Genomic DNA, 21,578 nt, shown 5'->3' on the forward strand with positions numbered 1-21,578 from the left:
GGGTCGGTGGGCGGGGCGTCTTGGTGAAGCCAAGCGCGCCGTTTCACTGACAAAGGCGCGTCACCAGATCGCGCATGAACTGATGGCCCGCCTCGAATTGTGCCACTTCGATGTATTCGTTGGGCTGGTGTGCTTGTGCGATGTCACCAGGACCACAGACCACGGCGGAATAACCAGCGTCCTGAAACTGCCCCGCTTCAGTGCCATAGCTGACAACATGGGACCCATTGTCACCGGTCAACGCCCGGGCCAAAGTTTCAGCGCGCCCCATATCTTCAGGCAACAAAGGGGGGACGGCAAACTTCGGGGTCAATCTGATCTCCGCCTCGGGGCGGATTGTTTTCATTGCTGTTTCGACCTGTGCCACTTTATCCAGCCATGCCTTGTCCAACGCGTCCGTGTCGTCACCTGGCACAGCCCGGTATCCCATGTTGAAATGGCAGTCCTTGGCCGTGATGTTGTCGGCCGTGCCGCCTTGAATGGTGCCCACGTGCCAGGTGGTGAAGGGCGGATCGAACATGGCTGCCATCGGGCCCGGCGTGGCTGCAGCAGCGGTTTCGTTCATGTCGTTGGCCCAACCGATCAAGCGGGCTGCTTCGTGGATGGCGCTGACAGAGCGGTCTTGCAAAGACGAGTGCATCTCGAACCCGATCACATGGGTGCGCCACGCATTGCCCCCTTTATGGCCTGTGACGGCTTTCATCATCGACGGCTCACCCACAATAACTGTGCTGCCCTTTGGCACCACCCCTTGCATAGCCCGGATCATAGGCGGCGCGCCCGTGCAGCCGACCTCTTCGTCAAAGCTGAGTGCAAGCTGCATCGGCGTGCGCAATTCAGCATAATGCGCCTCGACCAGCGCCCAGATCGCCAGCGCATCGTAGCCTTTCATGTCACAGGTGCCGCGCCCGTAAAAGCGCCCCTTCGCCTCGACCACCGTCCAAGGGTCGGTGTCCCATGGCTGGCCCTCGACAGGCACCACATCCGTGTGGCCCGACAATACCACTGCCCCCTCGACTTCAGGGCCGACATGGGCAAACAAAGCCGCTTTATTGGGTTGGTCGGGGTCCGGCCAACGATGTGCCGTGATCCCGTGAGACAATAGGTAATCTTCCACCCAATCGATCAAAGGCAGATTGGTTTCGCTGCTGACCGTTGGAAAACTGATAAGCTTGGTCATCAGGTCCAGCGGCGCCATTCGTAGGGTCATGTCAGTATCCGCTGTCAGTCAAAAGCACTTGGTGACCCGGCGAAACTTCTTTGTAGACCGACGGTTCAGCGGTGTAATCCAGCCCGTGGATCGGCGACGGGATCGGTTTAAAGTTCAGATCTTTTTCATCTTTGCGCTTTCTTGGGTCCGCAATAGGTACCGCTTTCATCAGCGCTTGGGTGTAGGGATGTTGCGGATTCTCGAACACAGCGGCACGTGGCCCCATTTCTACGATGCGGCCCAGATACATCACGCCCACATTGTGGCTGACGCGTTCGACAACGGCCATGTCATGCGAGATGAACAAAAACGACAGATCCAGTTCGGATTGCAATTCCATCATCAGGTTCAAAACCTGTGCCTGCACCGAAACATCCAGCGCCGACACGGCTTCGTCTGCGATAATCAGCTTGGGGTTCAAAGCCAATGCGCGCGCAATCGCCACGCGCTGACGCTGGCCACCGGACAATTCATGCGGGAAACGGCGCATAAAGCTGCGCGGCAACTCCACACGGTCAAACAGCATCTCAACGCGTTGTTGGATGGCAGCCCCTTTTAAAGTGCCAAAGTTATGGATGGGTTCCGCAACCTGATCTGACAACTGCATCTGCGGGTTCAGGCTGGCAAACGGATCCTGGAAGATCATCTGCATGTCCAGACGGCTGTCGCGCAGATCTTTGTGGCTGAGCGCCATGATGTCGGTGTCGCCCACTTTGATCGAACCCGCCTGCGGTTCAACCAGCCGCAAAATGGATCGGCCCGCTGTAGATTTGCCGCACCCAGATTCACCTACAAGACTTAAGGTTTGCCCCTTGTTGATGGAAAATGACAAATCCTCAACGGCGTGAACATTGGCCACAGTGCGCCGGAAAAACCCGCCTTTAACCGGGAAGCGCGTCGTCAGGTTTTTCACCTCTAGCAGCACCTCGTCTGTGCCTTTGATGGGGACACCCGCCGACGGATTGCGGCTGTTCATCAAGACCATGGGTTCGGGATATTCTTTGCCGGTCATTTCGCCCAGCTTGGGGACCGCTGCCAAAAGCGATTTTGTGTAGGGATGCTGCGGATTCTCGAAAATTTCTTCGACGGTGCCTTCTTCGACCTTCTCGCCGCGGAACATGACGACAACCCGATCCGCCATTTGGGCCACCACCGCCATGTCATGGGTAATGAACATCACCGCGGTGCCTGTTTCGCGCTTCAAACGATCCATCAGGGCCAGAATTTCGGCCTGAATGGTCACATCAAGTGCTGTGGTCGGTTCATCCGCAATCAGCAGGCGCGGCTCACAGGCAAGTGCAATGGCAATGACAACACGCTGGCGCATACCGCCTGACAATTCATGCGGATATTGCTTTAGGCGACGTTCGGGTTCGGGGATCCGCACCTGACGCATCAGCTCAAGGGCGCGCGTGTTGGCTTGGGATTTGGACATGCCGCGATGCAGGCGCAGCCCTTCGGTCAGTTGACGCCCGACCGTAAACACGGGGTTCAGCGCCGTCATGGGTTCTTGGAAGATCATCCCGATCTCGTTGCCACGAATGCCACGCATAATCTCGGGGTCGATGTCGGCTAAATCGACTTTGTCGTGATCCTTACGATCAAATAACAGGCGCCCACCCGCAATTTTGCCGCCGCCAAACTCTACCAGACGCATCAAAGACAGCGAAGATACGGATTTTCCCGACCCTGATTCTCCGACAACGCAGACCGTTTCGCCCGACTTGATGTTGAAAGACACGTCTTTGACACCGACCACCGGCCCGTCTTTGGTTTGGAATTCGACCCGCAAACCCTCAATTTCTGCAATGGTTTGTGCCGGTTGCGCCGCGTCGGCCGTATCGAGCATCCTATGTCCTCAAGGTCTTTGGAAAAATCAATGTTACGCGACGCTACGACCGTTTCTTAGACAGTGTCAAACACCAACCCGAGTAACGCGCGGTTTCGCAGCATTTCCCGCACGACAACACTTGCATTTTTTCACAAACCTGTTTCGATAGGATCATCGGCTTGTGGGGGAACAGGCAAAAACTGAATTTAACCGTGAGGTTAAACATCGCAGTTGAAGCGTTTTTTCCCAAAGGTCAAAAATGTTCGCGGACAACCGTGACATTCAACGGCACGAAAAGTGTCCAACATGGAGTATGACATGAAACTCAAATCCCTCTTGCTTGCTGCAACAGCTATGGGTGCGATGGCGCCTATGGCTTATGCAGACGGCCACGAAGGTGAACGCGGCCGCGATGGCGAAGTGCGCATCATCTATTGGCAGGCCCCTTCCATCCTGAACCCGTATCTGTCGGGCGGCACCAAAGACATCGAATCGTCTTCGCTGGTGATCGAACCGCTGGGCCGCTACGACCCCGACGGCAACCCTGTGCCGTTTCTGGCGCAAGAAATTCCGACAGTTGGCAATGGTGGCGTGTCCGAAGACCTGACATCTATCACGTGGAAGCTGAAAGAGGGCCTGAAATGGTCCGATGGCACGCCCGTGACATCCGCTGACGTCAAATTCACAGCTGAATATTGCATGGACCCAGAAGGCGGTTGCGCCCAGGGTGCCAAATTTGACGGTGTCACAAGCGTTGAAGCCTTGGACGATCTGACCATCAAAGTTACATTCGACCAGCCCAAGCCAAACCCCTATGGTCCCTTCATGGGCGGCCAGTCCCCGATTATCCAAGCAGCACAGTTTGCAGACTGCATGGGTGCGCGCGCACCTGAATGCACAGACGCCAACTTTGGCCCCATCGGCACAGGCCCGTTTGTCGTCACAGACTTCAAACCAAATGACGTGATCACAATGGTTGCGAACGAAAACTACCGTGAAGCGGGCAAACCAGCCTTTGCATCTGTCACGTTCAAGGGTGGCGGTTCTGCCGAAGCCTCTGGTCGTGCGGTCATGGAAACCGGCGAATTTGACTACGCCTGGAACCTGCAACTGGCACCCGACGTCATCGCCAAAATGGCTGAAGGCGGCAAAGGTGTGCCTGTGTCCGCATTCGGTGCGTTGGTTGAGCGTCTGGAAATGAACCTGACAAACCCGTCGCCTGACCTGCCGCCAGAAACACGCGCGACAGTTGCCGAACCTCACCCGATCCTCAGCGATGGTCGTGTGCGCAAAGCTTTGTCTATCGCCATCGACCGCGAATTGCTGGTTGAAGTCGGTTACGGTGACGCGGGTCGTCCAACATGTAACCTGGTGCCTGCGCCTGCGATCTACGCGTCCGACAACACGGAATGCCTGACACAGGATCTGGACGGCGCACGCGCGTTGCTGGACGAAGCCGGGTGGACTGACACAGACGGCGATGGCATCCGTGACAAAGACGGCATGAAGCTGTCCTTGCTGTATCAAACATCCACAAACGCCGTGCGTCAGGACTTCCAAGCCCTGATCAAGCAATCCTGGAGCGAAATCGGCGTTGAAACCGAATTGCGCAACCTGGACGGCTCTGTGTTCTTTGGTGGTGACCCAGGTTCGCCTGACACGTTCCAAAAGTTCTATGCGGACGTCGAAATGTACGCGAACGTGTTTGATGGTACAGACCCACAAGCGTATCTGGCGGCCTACCGTTGCGGCAACGAGCCGAAACCAGACAGCCAGTGGCAGGGTGAAAACATCAACCGCTTCTGCGATCCAGAGTATGACGCACTGATCGACAAGCTTGCCACAACAGGCGACTTGGAAGAGCGCGGCAAAATCGCTCGCAAAATGAACGACATGCTGACGAAAGAAAGCAACACAATCGTACCTTTGGTTGATCGTGGTCGTGTGTCCGGCCATGCCGTCACATTGGGTGGCGTTCGCTTGAACGTATTCGATTCAGAACTGTGGAATGTTGCAGACTGGTACCGTAAAGGCGAATAAGGTATCGGCCTTATGATCCATGGGTTGGGGCGCGTGTGCGTCCCAACCTTTTCCCATAAAAAGACTGACGCACAAAGGCGCCGCGCATGCTGACCTTCACGATCCGACGACTGCTTCTGTCGATCCCGACGCTTTTGTTTATCAGCCTTATCATTTTTTTACTGTTGCAGCTCGCCCCCGGTGATCCGATGGCGCAAGTGCCTTTGACCGTGCCTCCAGAGGTAAAGCAGAAGATGCGCGAAGCCCTTGGTTTGGGTGAGCCCATCTATGTGCAATACTACAAATGGCTGATCCAGTTCTTCTGGATCGAACCGCAAGTTGCCTTTGATTACTTCTTCGGAACGGAGTTTTCCGAAGGCAAACAACGCGTGATCTCATGGCAGTGGCGTGGTCCGGTCATGGATGTGGTCGTGCAACGCCTACCCCAGACATTCTGGGTTGTGGGTATGGCCTATGTTGTGGGCGTGCTGATTTCGATCCCTGTGGGCATTTACTCAGCCTACCGCCAGTATTCGGTCTTTGATCAATCGGGCACGTTCATCACCATGATTGGCTTTTCCGTGCCACCGTTTTTCACCGGACCTTTGTTGGGCATCATCTTTGCGGTGCAACTGGGATGGGTGCCCCTGCTATACGACACCACCCACGTGGTTGAGGACTGGGCCAGCTTTAAGGTGCAGTTCCAGCAAATGATCCTGCCCGTTATGGTGCTTGCGCTGCAAACCACGGCCCAGATCAGCCGCTATATGCGGGCCTCTGTGCTAGACAACCTGAACCAGGACTATGTGCGCACAGCGCGATCCAAAGGGTTGTCCGAAGCGGTTGTGGTCATGGTGCATGTCGTGCGCAATTCCATGATCCCGGTGATCACGGTTATCGCTTTGGGCATCCCTGCCATCTTTGGCGGCGCCATCATCACCGAAGTGGTCTTTGGTGTCTCGGGCATCGGCGACATGTTCATTCGTGCACTGCTGTCCAACGACCTGCCCACGGTTCAAACCTTGGCCTTTATTTTCGCGATCCTGATCGTGCTCTTCAACCTGATCGCAGACGTCCTTTACGGCGTGCTCGACCCGAGGATCCGCTATGACTGAGACTGCACCTGACGATCACTTCGAGGCGCTTCGTGACATCGAGCCCCCAAAGGAACCCCGCAGCCAATGGGCTGATGTGTGGAGCCAGTTCAAAAAGCACAAAGGGGCGCTGTTTGGCGGCGGTTTCCTTGTGTTTATCACGCTGTTTGTGTTGATCGGGCCCTATATCTGGCGGGTTGATCCGCAAGCGCTGCCAAAGGGGCGCGAAATGTTGACGTTGCGCGACGTGCGACCGATCTTTGTCGCACTGTGGGATTTTGATGCCAAAGTGATGTGGTCACGCCCGTTGGGCACGGACAATCTGGGCCGCGATATTCTGGCCAACATCATCGCAGGCGGGCGCGCATCGATGGCTGTGGGCTGGGCTGCTATGGTGCTGTCTTTGGTGATCGGCACTGGCATTGGTGTGATGTCAGGCTACTTCCGCAAGCTCGATTTCTGGCTGATGCGCTTCACCGATCTTGTGTTGTCCTTGCCGATCCTGCCACTTTTGCTGGTGGCTGTGGTGCTGTTTCGTCAACCCTTACGGTCGAACTTTGGACCCGAAATGGGGATGTTTATCCTGATTGTGGGCGTTATCGCCATCACAAGCTGGATGCAAACCGCACGGATTGTGCGTGGCGAAATTCTGGCCCTGAAAGAACGCGAATTCATCCTGGCGGCGCGGTCTATCGGAACATCCAACTACAAAATTATCACACGGCACCTGCTGCCCAATGTCATTTCGCCAATCATGGTGTCAGCGACTTTGGGGCTGGCGACGGCGATCATCACCGAAAGTGCGCTGTCGTTCCTTGGCTTTGGCTTTCCATCCGATTTTCCGACATGGGGCAAATTGCTGTCTGATGCAGTTCCGCGCATGACAGAATTTCCAGAGCGGGTGCTGTTTCCGGGTATTGCCATTTCCCTCACGGTTCTGGGTGTGAACTACTTGGGCGACGGCCTGCGCGACGCGCTTGATCCGCGCATCAGGGGGCGCTGAGCGAAGGGCGCGTTTAACCCGCGCCTTTTGGGCCTACTTGCCTTCTACGCTGCTGCGGATGCGGCGCACCATGTACCAGACCAGCCCAACCACAGGCAAAGCGACAAGCGCTGTCAGCATACCTTTGCTGATGCCTGTAAGCTCTGTCACGGGATACAAAACATAAGCAGCCAGCGACACCGCGTAATAGCTGATTGCGACCACAGACAGGCCCTCGACTGTGCGCTGCAACCGCAGCTGCAAATCAGACCGTTTGTCCATGCTTTCCAACAAGGCTTGGTTCTGGGCAGAGCGTTCCACATCAACGCGGGTGCGCAACAAATTACTGACGCGGATAGAACGGCTGGTCATTGCCTCAAGGCGTCGTTCAGCTGATTTGACAGTGCGCATCGCAGGCTCATACCGGCGCATCATGAATTCGCCAAAGCTTTGACGCCCAAGATAGCGTTCTTCGCGCAGCGCATTGATCCGCTGATCAACGATGGCCTCATAAGCCCCTGTCGCCCCAAAGCGGAATGCGCTTTCCGCAGACAGGGTTTCCAGTTCCGCGGACACCGTCAGCAGCTCTCGAAGCGTCTTTTCCGCTTCGGCATCCGCATCGCGCATGTTGCCCACCAGCGATGTCAGTTGCGTGTCCAACCGGTTCAGGTCAGGCCCCAGTTCGCGTGATCGGGCAAATCCAAGCATCGACATGGTTTTATAGGTTTCGACCTCGCACAAACGCTGCACGATGCGCCCGATACGCCGCGCCCCTGTGTCCGGTGCCACAAACACCGCAAACCGCTGGTGACCGCTGGTATCTATCCGAAAGTCTCCGGCCACCACAGCGGCACCATCAAGCACAGAACTGACAGCCAGGCTTTCCGGCACAAACCAATCCTGCAGGCGTTGCACAATCTTGCTTTCGGTATCTTCCACTTCGATGCGCAAAAGGGCCGACGTCATCGTCACCCCTGGTGCGACAGCCAGCCAATCGGCAGGAAAGGGATCGAACGCACACGGATCAAACGCACGGTCCCCTACCCCTTCCGAGAAGACAGTATAGGTGACAAACTCGGTGTGCTGTTCCCACTTCAACCAGTGGCGGCCGATTTGACCATAGTAATGCGTGGCCCCGGGCTGAGGGTGAGGCGCCCCGTGACGGTCCAACAAGGCAATCAAATGATCCAGATCAAGGGTGCGGTCACGCGTCGCCGATTTGCCTGATTGCTTGATCGCAATATAGGCGGCTGTGCAAGGCGCTGACATGGACGGGAACGGACGCGCATGCAGTTCGTTGGCCAGTTTGTAGCGCATCGGGTGATCGTCAATAGGGGGCATGTCTTGTTCTCCGCTCTTGTAGGAGAGATACGCCCTTTCAGCAAAAAGTCAAACTTTTATTATATTTCAATAAGTTACCTGAATACAATTGTATACCAAAGGCAAACCGAAGTGGGTTTAATGCCTTTGTCCGTCCCCGGCAGCGCTTTGTAGTTTTTCATGCAGCGGTGAAAACGCCCACTTTGGGTGCGCTTCGGAAATTGCATCCAAGGCGCGTTCGGCAAGAGCGTAATGCCCTGCATCGATGGCAGAATGGATCAAAACCCGCGCAAAGGGCTTGGATAGGCGCAAAGCGTCAAACTGTTTGTCAAAGGACTGCGCCGTCAGGGTACCGCCCCACGCATCGGGTACTATAGTTGAAAGAAGCTTGCCGTTTTTCAGAACATTCGCCGCCTGATTTTTCAGATGTGGTGTTTTCAACCAGATCAGATTGTCCGTTTGCAATCGCATGACGTGTTGTGCGTCTGGTGCAAAAAATGGGTCCGCCAGCACATACACTTTTTTTGCCGAAGCGGCACCTGCAACCCCGTCAGCGTAAGGCCCTGTCCATATGCCACGGCTAAACGGGGCCGGAAAACGCGTCTCAAATGGAACAATCCGTGGATCAAGCGAAGTTTGCGGCGTCAAAGCCACCACCGTAGCCCCCGGTGACAGAGGGGCATAGGCAAGTGCCCCATACCCCCCCATGGAGCTGCCGTAAAAAACCACCTCATCGAACTGTTCAAAAAAACCCTTCTTGCGAAACCGGTCAAGACACGCCCACAAGCTTGGATGTCGAAACCAGTCGTTTCGGTCCACCATCATGATCCCCAGATGCGACCAGCCGTGTTTGGCCACAAAATTGTAACCCCAAGGATAAACAGGTGCTATCGCATCCCTGCTTTTCATACTGTCAAACGTCACCACCAGCCGTTTGCTACGTGGGTAAAACATGACCGCATGCTTTGTCAGCCATTTCGTAAAGCCACCCGAGTTCTTCGCAGCACTGCCTGCTTCGACGTATTTTTCAAGATCATCCATACGCCTCTGAGTGCCACAAAAATATTGCTACCAAGTTTACAGCCCCTCAAAATGCAGGTTGAGATTTGCCCTTTCCCCTCGCCTTTTGGCATTTCCGTCAGCTAAGTCTGCGTTGAATTTGAATAACAGGTGATCCGTGAAGACCGTAGAAGACCCCAGATACATTGCCCTACAAGCCGCCGTTGGAGCGACTGTGGCGTTGATGCATGGCCCCGTGGCCTTGGCATTTGTGATTTCAGGAGCAGTGGCTTTAGCACTTTGGCCCTATGTCCTGTTGTCCCCTGCCGTCAGCTTGCGTCGCAGTTTTTCAAAATCAAACAGGCAAGCCAGCATCGCTGTGTTAAAGGGCAATTCCAACATTCCGGCGCGTCAGGCCCGCGTCATTGTGTTGGCCATGATCGTGTCGGGGTGTTTGTTCAGCCTAATGGGGCTTGTCTTGTGCGAAGTTCTGTTTCCCGACCTGTTAGGTCTGACGCTGAGAAACCGCAACGGCATCACAAGCATGGTTCTGGCGGGCGGGTTGTTTGCCCTGTTCAAGACGTTGCAATGGTACGCAAAAACCCTGTCCAAATAGCAAAAAAGCCGGCCCGAAGACCGCCTTTCTCAAACTTCACCAACCGTGCCTCAGTCGATCATCGGCAACAGTTTGTCTAGGGATGCTTTTGCATCGCCATAGAACATGCGCGTGTTCTCCTTGAAGAACAGCGGGTTCTCGATCCCCGAATACCCTGTCCCCTGCCCGCGTTTGGACACGAACACGGTTTTGGCCTTCCAGCATTCCAGAACCGGCATACCCGCGATAGGGCTGTTGGGATCGTCCTGCGCCGCAGGGTTCACGATGTCGTTGGAGCCGATCACGATGGCGACATCCGTGTCGGGGAAGTCTTCGTTGATCTCGTCCATTTCCATCACGATGTCATAAGGCACTTTCGCTTCCGCCAGCAGAACGTTCATGTGTCCCGGCAAACGCCCCGCAACAGGGTGAATGGCAAAGCGCACATTCTTGCCTTTGGCGCGCAGCTTGCGGACCAATTCGGCCACACCTGTTTGCGCTTGCGCCACAGCCATACCGTAACCGGGGATGATGATGACGCTGTCCGCCTCGTTCAAAGCGGTGGCAACACCATCCGCCTCAATCGCAATCTGTTCACCTTCAACGGCCATCTGCTCACCTGCAGGACCACCAAAGCCGCCCAAGATCACAGAGACAAACGACCGGTTCATCGCCTTACACATGATGTAGGACAGGATCGCACCAGACGAGCCCACAAGCGCGCCCACAACGATCAACAGGTCGTTGCCAAGGCTGAAACCAATCGCTGCCGCCGCCCAGCCGGAATAGCTGTTCAACATGGAAACCACGACAGGCATATCCGCGCCGCCGATGCCCATGATCAGGTGGTAGCCGATGAAGAGTGCAGCCAGTGTCATCAAGAACAAGGGCAGGAAGCCGCCAGTGTTGAAGTACCACACCAGACAAATCAGGGACAAAGCGCCTGCACCTGCGTTCAACAAGTGACCGCCCGGCAGTTTCGTCGCGGCTGAATCCACTTTGCCCGCCAGCTTGCCATAGGCAATGACCGACCCTGTGAACGTCACCGCACCGATGAAGATGCCAAGGAACAATTCAACGCGCAGAATGGCAATCTCGACGCCATCTTTCTTGGCGAGCAAGGCCGCAAAGCCTTCCAACGCCTTTCGTTCGTCTTCGCCCATGGCAAAGACGCGGCCCATTTCAATGTGTGCGATGAGGCCGACAAAGACCGCCGCCAGACCGACCAGAGAGTGCATCGCCGCAACCAGTTCCGGCATCTGCGTCATCTGCACTTTGGTGGCCAATTGATAGCCAATCATGCCGCCCATGCCGATCAGGATCAGCGAGAGCAACCAATAACCAGCGCCGGGGCCGACCAGTGTCGCCGCCACAGCCAAAGCCATGCCTGCGATGCCATACCATACCGCGCGTTTCGCGCTTTCTTGACCGGACAATCCACCCAAAGAAAGGATGAAAAGAACCGCTGCGACCACATAAGCCGCTGTTGTAAAACCGAATTCCATTGATCCGCCCCCTTACGATTTCTGGAACATGGCGAGCATGCGCCGTGTGACCAAGAAGCCGCCGAAAATATTGATGCCCGTCATAAAGACCGAAAGCGCAGCCAGCAGAATGACAAGGCCGGACCCCGATCCGATCTGCATGAGCGCACCAAGGATGATGATGGACGAGATGGCGTTGGTGACAGCCATAAGCGGTGTGTGCAGCGAATGCGCCACGCCCCAGATGACCTGAAAGCCGATGAAGACCGACAGAACGAACACGATAAAGTGCTGCATAAAGCTGGCGGGGGCAACAAGACCAACGGCCAACAATGCAATGCCACCCACGGCCAAAAGCGTGACTTGATTTTTGGTCTGTGCTTTGAAGGCCGCCGTTTCTGCGGCGCGTTTTTCTTCGGCCGTCAGCTCTTTTGGCGCATCTTTCTTAGGCTGCGCGGCAATGGCTGCGATCTTTGGTGGGGGTGGCGGGAAGGTGACTGCCTTTTCATGGGTCACGGTGGCGCCACGAATGACGTCATCTTCCATGTCGTGGTTGATGACCCCGTCTTTTTCCGGCGTCAGGTCCGTCATCATGTGGCGGATGTTGGTAGAATACAGCGTCGAGGCTTGCGTCGCCATACGGCTTGGGAAATCGGTGTAGCCGATGATGGTGACGCCGTTGTCGGTGACGATCTTCTCGTCCATGACGGTCAGCTTGCAGTTGCCGCCCTTCTCTGCCGCCAAATCGACAATGACAGAACCCGGTTTCATGGCCGCAACCATGTCTTCGGTCCAAAGCTCAGGCGCTTCACGGTTGGGGATCAGGGCCGTGGTGATGACGATGTCAATCTCAGGGGCCATTTCGCGGAACTTGGCCAATTGGGCCTCGCGGAACTCTGGCGAAGAGACAGAGGCATAACCGCCAGTCGCCGCGCCGTCTTGCTGTTCTTCTTCAAAATCGAGGAAGACAAATTCAGCACCCATGGATTCAATCTGCTCGGCCACTTCGGGGCGCACATCAAAGGCGTATGTGATTGCACCAAGGCTTGTGGACGTGCCAACAGCGGCCAAACCAGCCACACCGGCACCAACAACCAAGACCTTGGCAGGGGGAACCTTGCCAGCCGCCGTGATCTGACCGGTAAAGAAGCGGCCAAAGTTGTTACCCGCCTCAATAACGGCGCGATACCCTGCGATGTTCGCCATGGAAGACAGCGCATCCATCTTCTGAGCACGCGAAATACGCGGGACCATGTCCATCGCGATGACGGTAGAGCCTTTCTTGGCAGCCTGATCGAGCAGTTTCTCGTTTGCTGCAGGGTTGATGAAGGAAATCAGCGTTTGACCGTCCCGCAGGCGTTTGACTTCTGTCGCGTCCGGTGCGCGCACCTTGGCGACCACATCTGCGGCCTTCCACAAAGCGGCAGCCGTTTTTACGACCTCAACGCCCGCGTCTTTGTACGACGCATCGTCAAAACCCGCCAGCGCACCTGCGCCCGTTTCAACAACACATTCATGACCCAGTTTTTGCAGCTGAAGCGCACTGTCTGGCGTCATCGCCACACGGGCTTCGCCCTCAAATACCTCTTTTGGTGTCCCGATCTTCACTCGAAAGTCCCCCATCGTTCATATTCAATAAGCGACACACGCGCTTAGATAAGCGGCAACATGGCGCATTATTCTGCAATGTCCACTACCCTGCAAAAGTTTCCGATACAAGTCGCGACGCTGCGACGCAGCAACAATATCTGCAAAGAATTACACCCACCGGCGTACTTTTTGTTCGTATCGCCCATAATCTGCCCGAAATTCGCGCCGCATCCGGTTTTCCTCGGCCACGATAAAGCGACGTTCGATACACCAGACAAAGATCGGGACCAAGGGCAGCGACAGCACGGCGTCCCAGCGCAAAACCAGTCCCAACAAGATCAGTGCGTCGCCCAAATAGATCGGATTACGCGACTTTGAAAACACGCCGGACTGGATAATCCTGTTTGGTGTGAGATGTGGGATAATTGATGTTTTGTGACGTCGAAATTCGTAAGCGGCCAGTAAGATCACCACCACCCCTGCCCCAACCAGCAATCCGCCCAGCAATTGGGTTATCGGATGTGCAAGGCTTAGTCCCAAAGGAAGGTAGGTCGCCTGACACCAAGCAATCGCAGCGAAGGCAGCCAACCAAACGGGTGGCACATCTATCATCTCGGGCAGGGAAAGTTGTTTCATTCCCCCTTGTCACCTAACGTCACAACCAGTGCAATGACCCAACGGCACAGTTTGCGACACAAATCCGGGCGACTACCGTGAAACCATCTTAAAGGGAGCACTCATATGTCATTGCAAGGAAAACACGCGCTGATCACCGGCGGCGGCACGGGGATCGGTCTCGACATGGCGCGTAGCCTTGCGGCGCAAGGGGCGTTGGTTACTATCACAGGTCGTCGGCAAGAGGTTTTGGACGAGGTTGCGACCGCTGGCATGACAGGCATGGCCATGGACGTGCGCGAGGAACAGCAAATCGTGGACACAATCGGGGCCGCAGTTGAAGCACGCGGGCCAGTGCAGATTTGCATCGCCAACGCAGGCGTTGCAACAGGCAAGGCCGTGCATAAAACCGACATGACATTCTGGCGCGACATGATGGCAACCAATTTGGACGGCGCCTTTCTGACCATCCGCGAAAGTCTCGCCTCGATGCGGCACACCGATTGGGGGCGTGTGATCGCGGTGTCGTCGATTGCGGGCATCCGCGGCGTGCCGGGGGCGGCCTGCTATTCGGCGTCCAAACACGGCATGATCGGACTGATCCGCTCATTGTCAGAGGACTACATGGGCACGGGGTTTACCTTCAATTCGATCTGCCCCGGCTACGTCGATACCGACATCGTAACCCGCAACACCACGAGCATTGCCCAACGTGCTGGCATTTCCGAAGATAAAGCACGCGGGATCATGGTGAACACCAACCGGCATCGCCGCTTGGTCGAGGTCGAGGAAGTGACCGCCGCCATGAATTACATCGTGGGTCCGGGGTCCGGCAGTATAAACGGACAGAACATAGAGATCGCTGGCGGACAGATGTGAAATGGGGTGCACCAAGGTGCACCTTACCCCGCCCTTTTCCCGTCTCACGTTAAACTCCGCTTAACCAAGACGTGGATAGGATCGGGTCATGCCCAATTACATCCGTACACACCGCCCCGGCGCACAGCTGTTCTTCACCGTCCGTCTTGCAAACCGCAACGGCGACCTGTTTGTGCGCGAAATCGAGCGGCTGCGCCACGCCACACGCATGACCCGCACGCGATACCCCTTCGAGATCAACGAAATCGTTGTTTTGCCCGCTGTCATCCACACCATCTGGACGTTGCCGCCCGACGATTCTGATTTTAGCACCCGCTGGCGCATGCTAAAGTCGCAGTTTTCGCGTGGACTTCCTACTCCGGCACACCGCGATCCAGTGACCATACGGCGGGGTGAAAAAGGTATTTGGCAGCGCCGTTTTTGGGAACACCACCTAAAAGATACCGATGATTATGAAGCACACCGGCAAATGATCCTAAAGGCACCGGTGCAGGCTGGGTTGGTGCGCCGCCCACAGGATTGGGCCTATACGTCGGTCCACAGAGCCATTCGGCGTGGTGAATATGATCCACAAACACCCGTGGGGCTTTCGTATGCGCCAAGCCCGACAAAAGCGTACAACCCAACTGCCCCGATGCGCGGCAAGCCACGCCTTACGCGCCATCCTCTTCCCAATGAAAACTCTGCGGTCACAGAGTCAAAGTCGCTCTGAACATGTCAAGGTGCACTTCAGTGCACCTCCCCTTTCAAGCGGATTTCAGAGCAGGGCGCATTTCGCCAGCGTCCCAAGCATGCGCCGCTTCACCAAAGGCCGCAAACAAAGGGCGCGATACCGGATCCATTGCCGCTTGATACTCCGGGTGCCACTGCACCGACAGGGTAAAGCCGGGGGCGCCGTCGATATAAATGGCTTCGGGGGTGCCATCGGGCGCTGTGCCGTCGACGATCACCCGGTCCCCCGGCGTCTTGATGCCTTGACCATGCAACGTATTTGTCATGACCTCGGACGCGCCCATGACCCGGTGAAAAACACCGCCGGCGGAAAAAGACACCGCATGACGCAATGCAAACTTTTCTTCGATAGTTCCATCGGGAGGCATGCGGTGATTGTCTCTTCCGGGTAAATCGCGGATTTCAGGATAAAGAGAGCCCCCCATCGCCACGTTGACTTCCTGAAAACCACGGCAGATGCCCAAAATAGGCAATCCCCGTTCGACGCAAGCGCGGATCAAAGGCAACGCCAAGCCATCGCGGTCCCGGTCGAAATCGCCATGCGCAGGCGTTGGGTCTTCGCCGTATTCTTCTGGATGCACATTGGGGCGACCACCAGTAAATACAAATCCCGCGCAACGGGCCATCAGATCTTCGATGTCGACATGGGTGGGATCTGCAGGGATCAAAACCGGCAAAGCATCACAGACCTGAGACACAGCATCGACGTTCATTTTCCCACCTGCATGGACCTCGTATTCGTCGTTGATCAAATGTGTGTTTGAAATAATGCCGATAATAGGTCGTGCCATTCTGTCCCTCGTGCCTCACTTTGATCTGAATATATAAAGAAAGGGCAGACTATGAAAAGCCCACCCTTTCGCGCAACCGACTGTGCGCATATCCGCATAACGCAAGATGCGCCAAATTTAGGCGGTTCTAGATCTCGCCCGTCAAGCCAGCCGCTTCAATGCCAGCCATCGCTGCAATCGCGTCGTTGTCAGAGGTGTCACCGGTCACGCCAACCGCGCCAATCACTTCGCCCTTTTTGCCACGCAGCAAAACACCACCCGGCACCGGAATAACCTGCCCTCCGAACACGCCATTGGCGGCATTCATGAAATATGCTTGCGCCTCGGCGCGCGCCATCTGGGCTGTACCGGCCATGCCCAACATAACGGAACCATAGGCCTTGCCATGCGCAATCGCAAAGCGGCCGGGGGCAGCACCGTCGGCACGTTCAAAGGCTTGCACATGGCCGCCCGCGTCCAACACGACAACAGACAATGGCTTCATGCCGTCCTCGGTTCCTTTTTCCATGGCTTTGCGGACAATGGTGCGGGCTTTTCTCAATGAGATCATGGTTCTTTTCCTTCTCGTAAGGTGGGGCTCGTAAGGTGGGGTTCAGCCCACCATTTCTTTTTCAACAGGCAAACGGCCAATCAACAGATGAAAACACTCAGGCTGATGCATACGGGCTTTGCGCCGAAGATGAAATGGGACGATGACGCGGTGCCTTCGAAAAAGTCTGCAATCTATCACGCAACATCCGGAGCTAACGTTTGGTCCGGCGGCATCTGTCCGAGCAATAGCGCACCTCGTCCCAGACTTTGGCCCACTTCTTGCGCCACACAAACGGCTTGGCGCAGGTGGCGCAGATCTTGGCAGGCAAATCCGCCTTTTTGCGCATTTTTGCCATGCTAGAATTCGAACCCCAACTGTCTTGGATCTGCTTTTTTCGCTTTGGGCGCTTTGGGGCCTACGGGGTCGCGTTGGAACCGTCTTTGACTGTCTTTGCGGCTGGCATGTTTGTGCACCACGCGGGCAGCCTCTGAATGAAACGCGCCGCCCTTGCGCACGGCGTGTACGGTTTCGCGGGCAAATCGTGCCGCAGAAACCACATCGACAATCGGGGCAGGATACGCCAACCGCGACGCGCCGTCCCAAAGCCATGGCTCTTGCAGGTATGCGTCGGGGACATCTGCCAATTCAGGCACCCATGTCCGGGTGAACACCCCCGAAGGGTCCTGATCGTGGCCTTGTTTAACGGGGTTATAGATGCGCACGGTGTTCATGCCTGTGACCCCGGATTGCATTTGCATCTGTGACCAGTGAATGCCCGGCTCATAATCCGTGAACAACCGCGCAAGAACAGGACCCGTACTGCGCCAGTCCAGCCATAAATGATAGGATGCCACAGCCACAACCATCGCCCGCATCCGGAAATTGAGCCATCCCGTCGCCTGCAATGACCGCATACATGCGTCCACAAACGGCAAACCCGTCTCGCCCTGGGCCCACGCCTGCAAGCGCACAGGGTCTGCGTGCTGCGGGCGCATGCCTTCATAGGCGGAATGCAAGCAGCGGTGTTCAAGTGCGGGTTCATCTTCCAGTTTCTGCATGAAGTGATCCCGCCACGCCAAACGCGATTGAAACGATTTGAGGGATTTGGCCCACTCTACGTCGCGTGGCCCTACGGCCATCTGCGCCGTTTCCCGCACGGATAGGGTGCCAAATGCCAAATGCGGGGACACCCGCGAACAGGCCACAGCCCCCTGCAATGGCGACGACATGTCCCGACGATACGTGCGCCCACGTGTGTCCAGAAAACTGTGCAACACCGCCAAACCAGCCGCGCGTCCGCCGGCCTGACGGTCGGGGCACATGTCCTGCAGCCCAAAATCGGGTGCTGGGTCAGACGCAAGCCGCAGCCTTTCCAAGGCGGTAACAGGCGTTGGTGGCGCGATGATGGCCGAATTGACGTGGCTGTCGCGCCGCCTGGCCCACCCGTTGCGCCCATTCAGGCGGCGCACGACGCCGCACCCTGCAATCTCCTGCCACCGCACGCCCGTGCCCCGCGCCCATGCGGCCACCGAAAGATCGCGTTTATAGCTCCACCCGTTGCCGGTTTCCTCATGGCTGATCATGTGATCAAACGGAACTTGTTTATGAACATCAGCCAAAACGCCTGTGGCCGTTCCCACGCGTTCCACCAGATGCAAGCCCAGCGCATTCAGGGCCAAGCGCAGTTCAGCCACACTTTCGCGTACAAAAGCCCACTGCCGGTGTGACGCATCGGCCTGCGCCCACAGGTCCGGTTCCCAAACGTACAGTGGCAAAACAGGCCCCATGGCCATAGCCTGCGCCAACGCCGCATGATCAGCGGTGCGCAAGTCTCTTTTCAGCCATAAAACAATTGGGCGCGTCATGATGCACGACCTAGATCAACGCTTTCACAAAGAAACCGTGACCACAAAAAAGAGGTGCACAAAATGCGCACCTCTTTTCCACTCATTACCCCTTAACCCCCTATTTACCCGTCAAGCGTTTGAACCTCAAAGCCTGACGCGTCGTTTTGGACGCCGACGTCCTGCCCCATAAAGACGAATACGGCCCCGATCGTAAGAACAGCGACGAACCCCAAAGCCGCGCCAATGCCCAGCAAGGAAGGGCGGTGGCGGTTGGATTGCTTTTCAATATTCGTGTCAGGTGCTGACATGGTTACGTCCTTTCATTTTGCACAGTCGTGCACAGGCGCGGTCGTGCTTCACCAAACAAACCGTTCCGGGCGCAAAAGGTTCCCGGCCTTGCGCAAAAAAGGGCAACGCGCCTTGTGGCCGCTGCGTGATCGGCCTAGCGTTCCCATCGTTAAACAGGAGATGTGCGATGCGTGATGCGGCCCCCCAAACAATCTATTTGAAAGACTACACGCCCTTTGGGTTCACTGTCGAAGAAGTCCATCTGACGTTTGATTTGGCCCCGTCCGCCACGCGTGTCACCTCACGGATCAAATTCGCACCCAACCCGGACGCGACAGACAAAACGTTTTTCCTGCACGGCGAAGAACTGACGCTGCGGTGGGCCAAAATTGATGGCGAAACCGTAGAACCAACCATCACAGCCGAAGGGCTGACATGTAACGTGCCGAACATTCCGTTTGTTTGGGAATCCGAGGTACAGATCGATCCCGCAGGCAACACCGCTTTGGAAGGACTGTACAGGTCATCCGGCATGTATTGCACGCAATGTGAGGCCGAAGGCTTTCGCAAGATCACCTACTACCCCGACCGTCCTGACGTCATGTCCACCTTCACAGTGCGCATCAATGGGCCCGAACCCGTTTTGTTGTCTAACGGCAACCCCGTGGCGTCAGGTAAAGGTTGGGCCGAATGGCACGACCCGTGGCCCAAGCCCGCCTATTTGTTTGCGCTTGTGGCAGGCGAATTGATCGCACACCCCGGCAAGTTTACCACCATGAACGGTCGCAAAGTCGAACTGAACCTCTATGTGCGCCCCGGAGACGAGCATAAATGCGCCTTCGGGATGCAAGCGTTGAAGGATTCCATGGTTTGGGACGAAAAAGTCTATGGGCGCGAATATGACTTGGATATTTTCAACATCGTCGCGGTCGACGACTTCAACATGGGCGCGATGGAAAACAAGGGCCTGAATGTCTTCAACTCTTCCGCGGTTCTGGCCAGTCCCGAGACCTCAACCGACCAGAATTTTGAGCGGATTGAAGCCATCATCGCCCATGAGTATTTCCACAACTGGACAGGCAACCGCATCACTTGCCGCGACTGGTTCCAGCTTTGTCTGAAAGAGGGGCTGACAGTCTACCGCGACAGTCAATTCACCTCTGACATGCGTTCTGCGCCGGTGAAGCGGATTTCGGATGTCATTGATTTGCGTGGCCGCCAGTTTACCGAAGATCAAGGCCCCCTCGCCCATCCTGTGCGCCCCGAAAGCTTTCAGGAGATCAACAATTTCTACACCGCCACCGTCTATGAAAAAGGCGCAGAAGTGATCGGTATGCTGCGCACGCTTGTGGGTGCGGATGCCTATTCCAAGGCGGTGGATTTGTATTTTGACCGCCACGACGGGCAAGCCTGCACCATCGAGGACTGGATACAAGTATTCGAAGACAGCACCGGCCGCGATCTGGGGCAATTCAAACGCTGGTACAGCCAAGCGGGCACACCACATTTGAAAGTCACCGAAAGCTATGAAGGCGACACATACACCCTGACTTTCGCCCAACACACACCGCCCAGCGCAACCACACCGGACCCTAAGCCCCAAGTGATCCCCGTTGCCATGGGTCTGTTGGCCGCCGACGGATCAGAAGCGATGGGCACCCAAGTGCTGGAAATCACCAAAGACACCCAAAGCTTTTCGTTTCCCGGACAACCCGCGCGGCCAGTCCCCTCTATCCTGCGCGGCTTTTCGGCGCCTGTGGTGTTGGATCATTCCGCTGATCATGCGTTTTTGCTGGCCCATGACACCGATCCCTTTAATCGCTGGGAAAGTGCGCGCGCATTGGCAAAGGGATCATTGATGGCGACAATCCGTCAGGGCAAAGCCCCGGACAGCGCATACCTTGAAGGTCTGACGAAGGTGGTGGCCGACGATAGTCTTGATCCGGCCTACCGTGCCTTGATGATTGGTTTGCCCGCACAATCCGAATTGGCAGCCAGCCTGCATGCAGAAGGTGACGTGCCTGATCCCGATGCGATTCATCTGGCTGTCGATGCGATGCGCGAGGCGCAGGCCGAAGCTCTGCAAGATATGCTACATCCCTTGTATGATGCCCATCAGGTGACCCAAGACTATGTCCCGGACGCGGCCCAGTCGGGCAAACGCGCCCTTGGCAATGCCATGCTGGCACTGATCACCCGCCGCGATGGCGGTGCGGTGGCCCAGGCCCAATACGACACCGCCACCAACATGACACAACAGCTTGCAGCCTTGGGCTTTTTGATCGGAGCCGAACAAGGCGACGCAGCTCTTGGCGCATTTGAAGCCCAATGGAAAGATGACCGGCTGGTGATGGACAAGTGGTTCGGTCTGCAAGTGATGAAGGCCAAACCCGATGATGCTGCCGATACGGCCACGGCCCTTACACGGCACCATGATTTCAACTGGAAAAACCCCAACCGCTTTCGCGCCACTTTGGGCGCTTTGGCCATGCATCATGCAGGCTTTCACGCCAAAGATGGATCGGGGTATGCATTGCTGGCGGATTGGTTGATCAAACTGGATCCAGTCAATCCACAAACCACCGCACGCATGTGTTCCGCCTTTCAAACTTGGCGCCGCTACGATGCCATTCGTCAAACCTTGATAAAAGCGCAATTGGAACGCATCGCCAGCACGCCCGGCCTTAGTCGCGACACCGCCGAGATGATTGGACGTATCCGCGAAGCTTAAAGGGGGCCAGCCCCCGCCCTGCAGCAACCCCCGGGATTT

19 protein-coding genes are annotated in these 21,578 nt (G+C 56.3%); 7 read left to right on the plus strand and 12 right to left on the minus strand.

Going from position 1 to position 21,578, the window contains the following annotated elements; all coding sequences use genetic code 11:
- Positions 1-43: 43 nt before the first annotated feature.
- Positions 44-1,210 (minus strand): acetylornithine deacetylase, encoded by a 1,167-nt coding sequence (gene argE, locus ASD8599_RS12335; protein WP_108828817.1) that lies wholly within the window; start codon positions 1,208-1,210, stop codon positions 44-46.
- 1 nt (position 1,211) lies between these two features.
- Positions 1,212-3,059, minus strand: a complete 1,848-nt coding sequence (locus ASD8599_RS12340) for an ABC transporter ATP-binding protein (protein WP_108828818.1) — start codon at positions 3,057-3,059, stop codon at positions 1,212-1,214.
- A gap of 300 nt (positions 3,060-3,359) precedes the next feature.
- Between ASD8599_RS12340 and ASD8599_RS12345 the strand changes: the two genes are divergently transcribed.
- From ASD8599_RS12345 to ASD8599_RS12355, 3 genes are all read left to right on the plus strand, one after another.
- Positions 3,360-5,081 carry a peptide ABC transporter substrate-binding protein gene (locus ASD8599_RS12345; protein ID WP_108828819.1) on the plus strand — a complete coding sequence of 574 codons (1,722 nt, stop codon included), beginning with the start codon at positions 3,360-3,362 and terminating at the stop codon, positions 5,079-5,081.
- A gap of 86 nt (positions 5,082-5,167) precedes the next feature.
- Positions 5,168-6,175: an ABC transporter permease gene (locus ASD8599_RS12350; protein WP_108828820.1), complete on the plus strand. Its 1,008-nt coding sequence runs from the start codon at positions 5,168-5,170 to the stop codon at positions 6,173-6,175.
- Positions 6,168-7,157 (plus strand): ABC transporter permease, encoded by a 990-nt coding sequence (locus tag ASD8599_RS12355; protein ID WP_108828821.1) that lies wholly within the window; start codon positions 6,168-6,170, stop codon positions 7,155-7,157. The genes ASD8599_RS12350 and ASD8599_RS12355 overlap by 8 nt, the downstream gene beginning before the upstream one ends.
- 33 nt (positions 7,158-7,190) lie before the next feature.
- Here ASD8599_RS12355 and ASD8599_RS12360 read toward each other — a convergent pair whose 3' ends face one another.
- Both ASD8599_RS12360 and ASD8599_RS12365 read right to left on the minus strand, forming a co-directional pair.
- The gene (locus ASD8599_RS12360) at positions 7,191-8,477 is read right to left on the minus strand and encodes a DUF3422 family protein (RefSeq protein WP_108828822.1); all 1,287 of its coding nucleotides are present in this window, start codon (positions 8,475-8,477) and stop codon (positions 7,191-7,193) included.
- Positions 8,478-8,594: 117 nt separating this feature from the next.
- Positions 8,595-9,497 (minus strand): hypothetical protein, encoded by a 903-nt coding sequence (locus ASD8599_RS12365; protein WP_108828823.1) that lies wholly within the window; start codon positions 9,495-9,497, stop codon positions 8,595-8,597.
- Positions 9,498-9,633: 136 nt separating this feature from the next.
- Between ASD8599_RS12365 and ASD8599_RS12370 the strand changes: the two genes are divergently transcribed.
- Positions 9,634-10,071, plus strand: a complete 438-nt coding sequence (locus ASD8599_RS12370) for a hypothetical protein (protein WP_108828824.1) — start codon at positions 9,634-9,636, stop codon at positions 10,069-10,071.
- 50 nt (positions 10,072-10,121) lie between these two features.
- On the opposite strand, the gene ASD8599_RS12375 is transcribed toward ASD8599_RS12370, so the two are convergent.
- The 3 genes from ASD8599_RS12375 to ASD8599_RS12385 all read right to left on the minus strand — a co-directional run bounded on the left by ASD8599_RS12375 (position 10,122) and on the right by ASD8599_RS12385 (position 13,760).
- Entirely contained in the window at positions 10,122-11,555 is a 1,434-nt protein-coding gene (locus tag ASD8599_RS12375) for an NAD(P)(+) transhydrogenase (Re/Si-specific) subunit beta (RefSeq protein WP_108828825.1), read from the minus strand.
- 12 nt (positions 11,556-11,567) lie between these two features.
- Positions 11,568-13,142, minus strand: a complete 1,575-nt coding sequence (locus ASD8599_RS12380; RefSeq protein ID WP_108828826.1) for a Re/Si-specific NAD(P)(+) transhydrogenase subunit alpha — start codon at positions 13,140-13,142, stop codon at positions 11,568-11,570.
- A 150-nt stretch (positions 13,143-13,292) separates the two neighbouring features.
- Positions 13,293-13,760, minus strand: coding sequence for a methyltransferase family protein (locus tag ASD8599_RS12385; RefSeq protein ID WP_108828827.1), 468 nt, complete (start codon positions 13,758-13,760; stop codon positions 13,293-13,295).
- Between the two features lie 105 nt (positions 13,761-13,865).
- On the opposite strand from ASD8599_RS12385, the gene ASD8599_RS12390 reads away from it, so the two are divergent.
- Both ASD8599_RS12390 and ASD8599_RS12395 read left to right on the plus strand, forming a co-directional pair.
- Positions 13,866-14,618: an SDR family NAD(P)-dependent oxidoreductase gene (locus ASD8599_RS12390; protein ID WP_108828828.1), complete on the plus strand. Its 753-nt coding sequence runs from the start codon at positions 13,866-13,868 to the stop codon at positions 14,616-14,618.
- Positions 14,619-14,706: 88 nt separating this feature from the next.
- On the plus strand, positions 14,707-15,330 hold the full coding sequence (locus tag ASD8599_RS12395; RefSeq protein WP_181364479.1) for an REP-associated tyrosine transposase: 624 nt from the start codon (positions 14,707-14,709) through the stop codon (positions 15,328-15,330).
- A gap of 34 nt (positions 15,331-15,364) precedes the next feature.
- Here ASD8599_RS12395 and ASD8599_RS12400 read toward each other — a convergent pair whose 3' ends face one another.
- From ASD8599_RS12400 to ASD8599_RS12420, 5 genes are all read right to left on the minus strand, one after another.
- Positions 15,365-16,141 (minus strand): gamma-glutamyl-gamma-aminobutyrate hydrolase family protein, encoded by a 777-nt coding sequence (locus tag ASD8599_RS12400; RefSeq protein ID WP_108828829.1) that lies wholly within the window; start codon positions 16,139-16,141, stop codon positions 15,365-15,367.
- Between the two features lie 127 nt (positions 16,142-16,268).
- Positions 16,269-16,691: a GlcG/HbpS family heme-binding protein gene (locus ASD8599_RS12405; RefSeq protein ID WP_108828830.1), complete on the minus strand. Its 423-nt coding sequence runs from the start codon at positions 16,689-16,691 to the stop codon at positions 16,269-16,271.
- A gap of 193 nt (positions 16,692-16,884) precedes the next feature.
- Entirely contained in the window at positions 16,885-17,028 is a 144-nt protein-coding gene (locus ASD8599_RS12410; protein WP_108828831.1) for a DUF2256 domain-containing protein, read from the minus strand.
- Between the two features lies 1 nt (position 17,029).
- A complete protein-coding gene (locus tag ASD8599_RS12415; RefSeq protein WP_108828832.1) occupies positions 17,030-18,538 on the minus strand; it encodes an FAD-binding domain-containing protein in 1,509 nt (502 codons plus the stop codon).
- 104 nt (positions 18,539-18,642) lie between these two features.
- A complete protein-coding gene (locus ASD8599_RS12420) occupies positions 18,643-18,828 on the minus strand; it encodes a hypothetical protein (RefSeq protein WP_108828833.1) in 186 nt (61 codons plus the stop codon).
- Positions 18,829-18,995: 167 nt separating this feature from the next.
- On the opposite strand from ASD8599_RS12420, the gene pepN reads away from it, so the two are divergent.
- Positions 18,996-21,539 carry an aminopeptidase N gene (gene pepN, locus ASD8599_RS12425; protein ID WP_108828834.1) on the plus strand — a complete coding sequence of 848 codons (2,544 nt, stop codon included), beginning with the start codon at positions 18,996-18,998 and terminating at the stop codon, positions 21,537-21,539.
- The last annotated feature ends 39 nt before the right edge of the window (positions 21,540-21,578 follow it).

The sequence above is a fragment of the Ascidiaceihabitans donghaensis genome (assembly GCF_900302465.1).
Taxonomy (GTDB): domain Bacteria; phylum Pseudomonadota; class Alphaproteobacteria; order Rhodobacterales; family Rhodobacteraceae; genus Ascidiaceihabitans; species Ascidiaceihabitans donghaensis.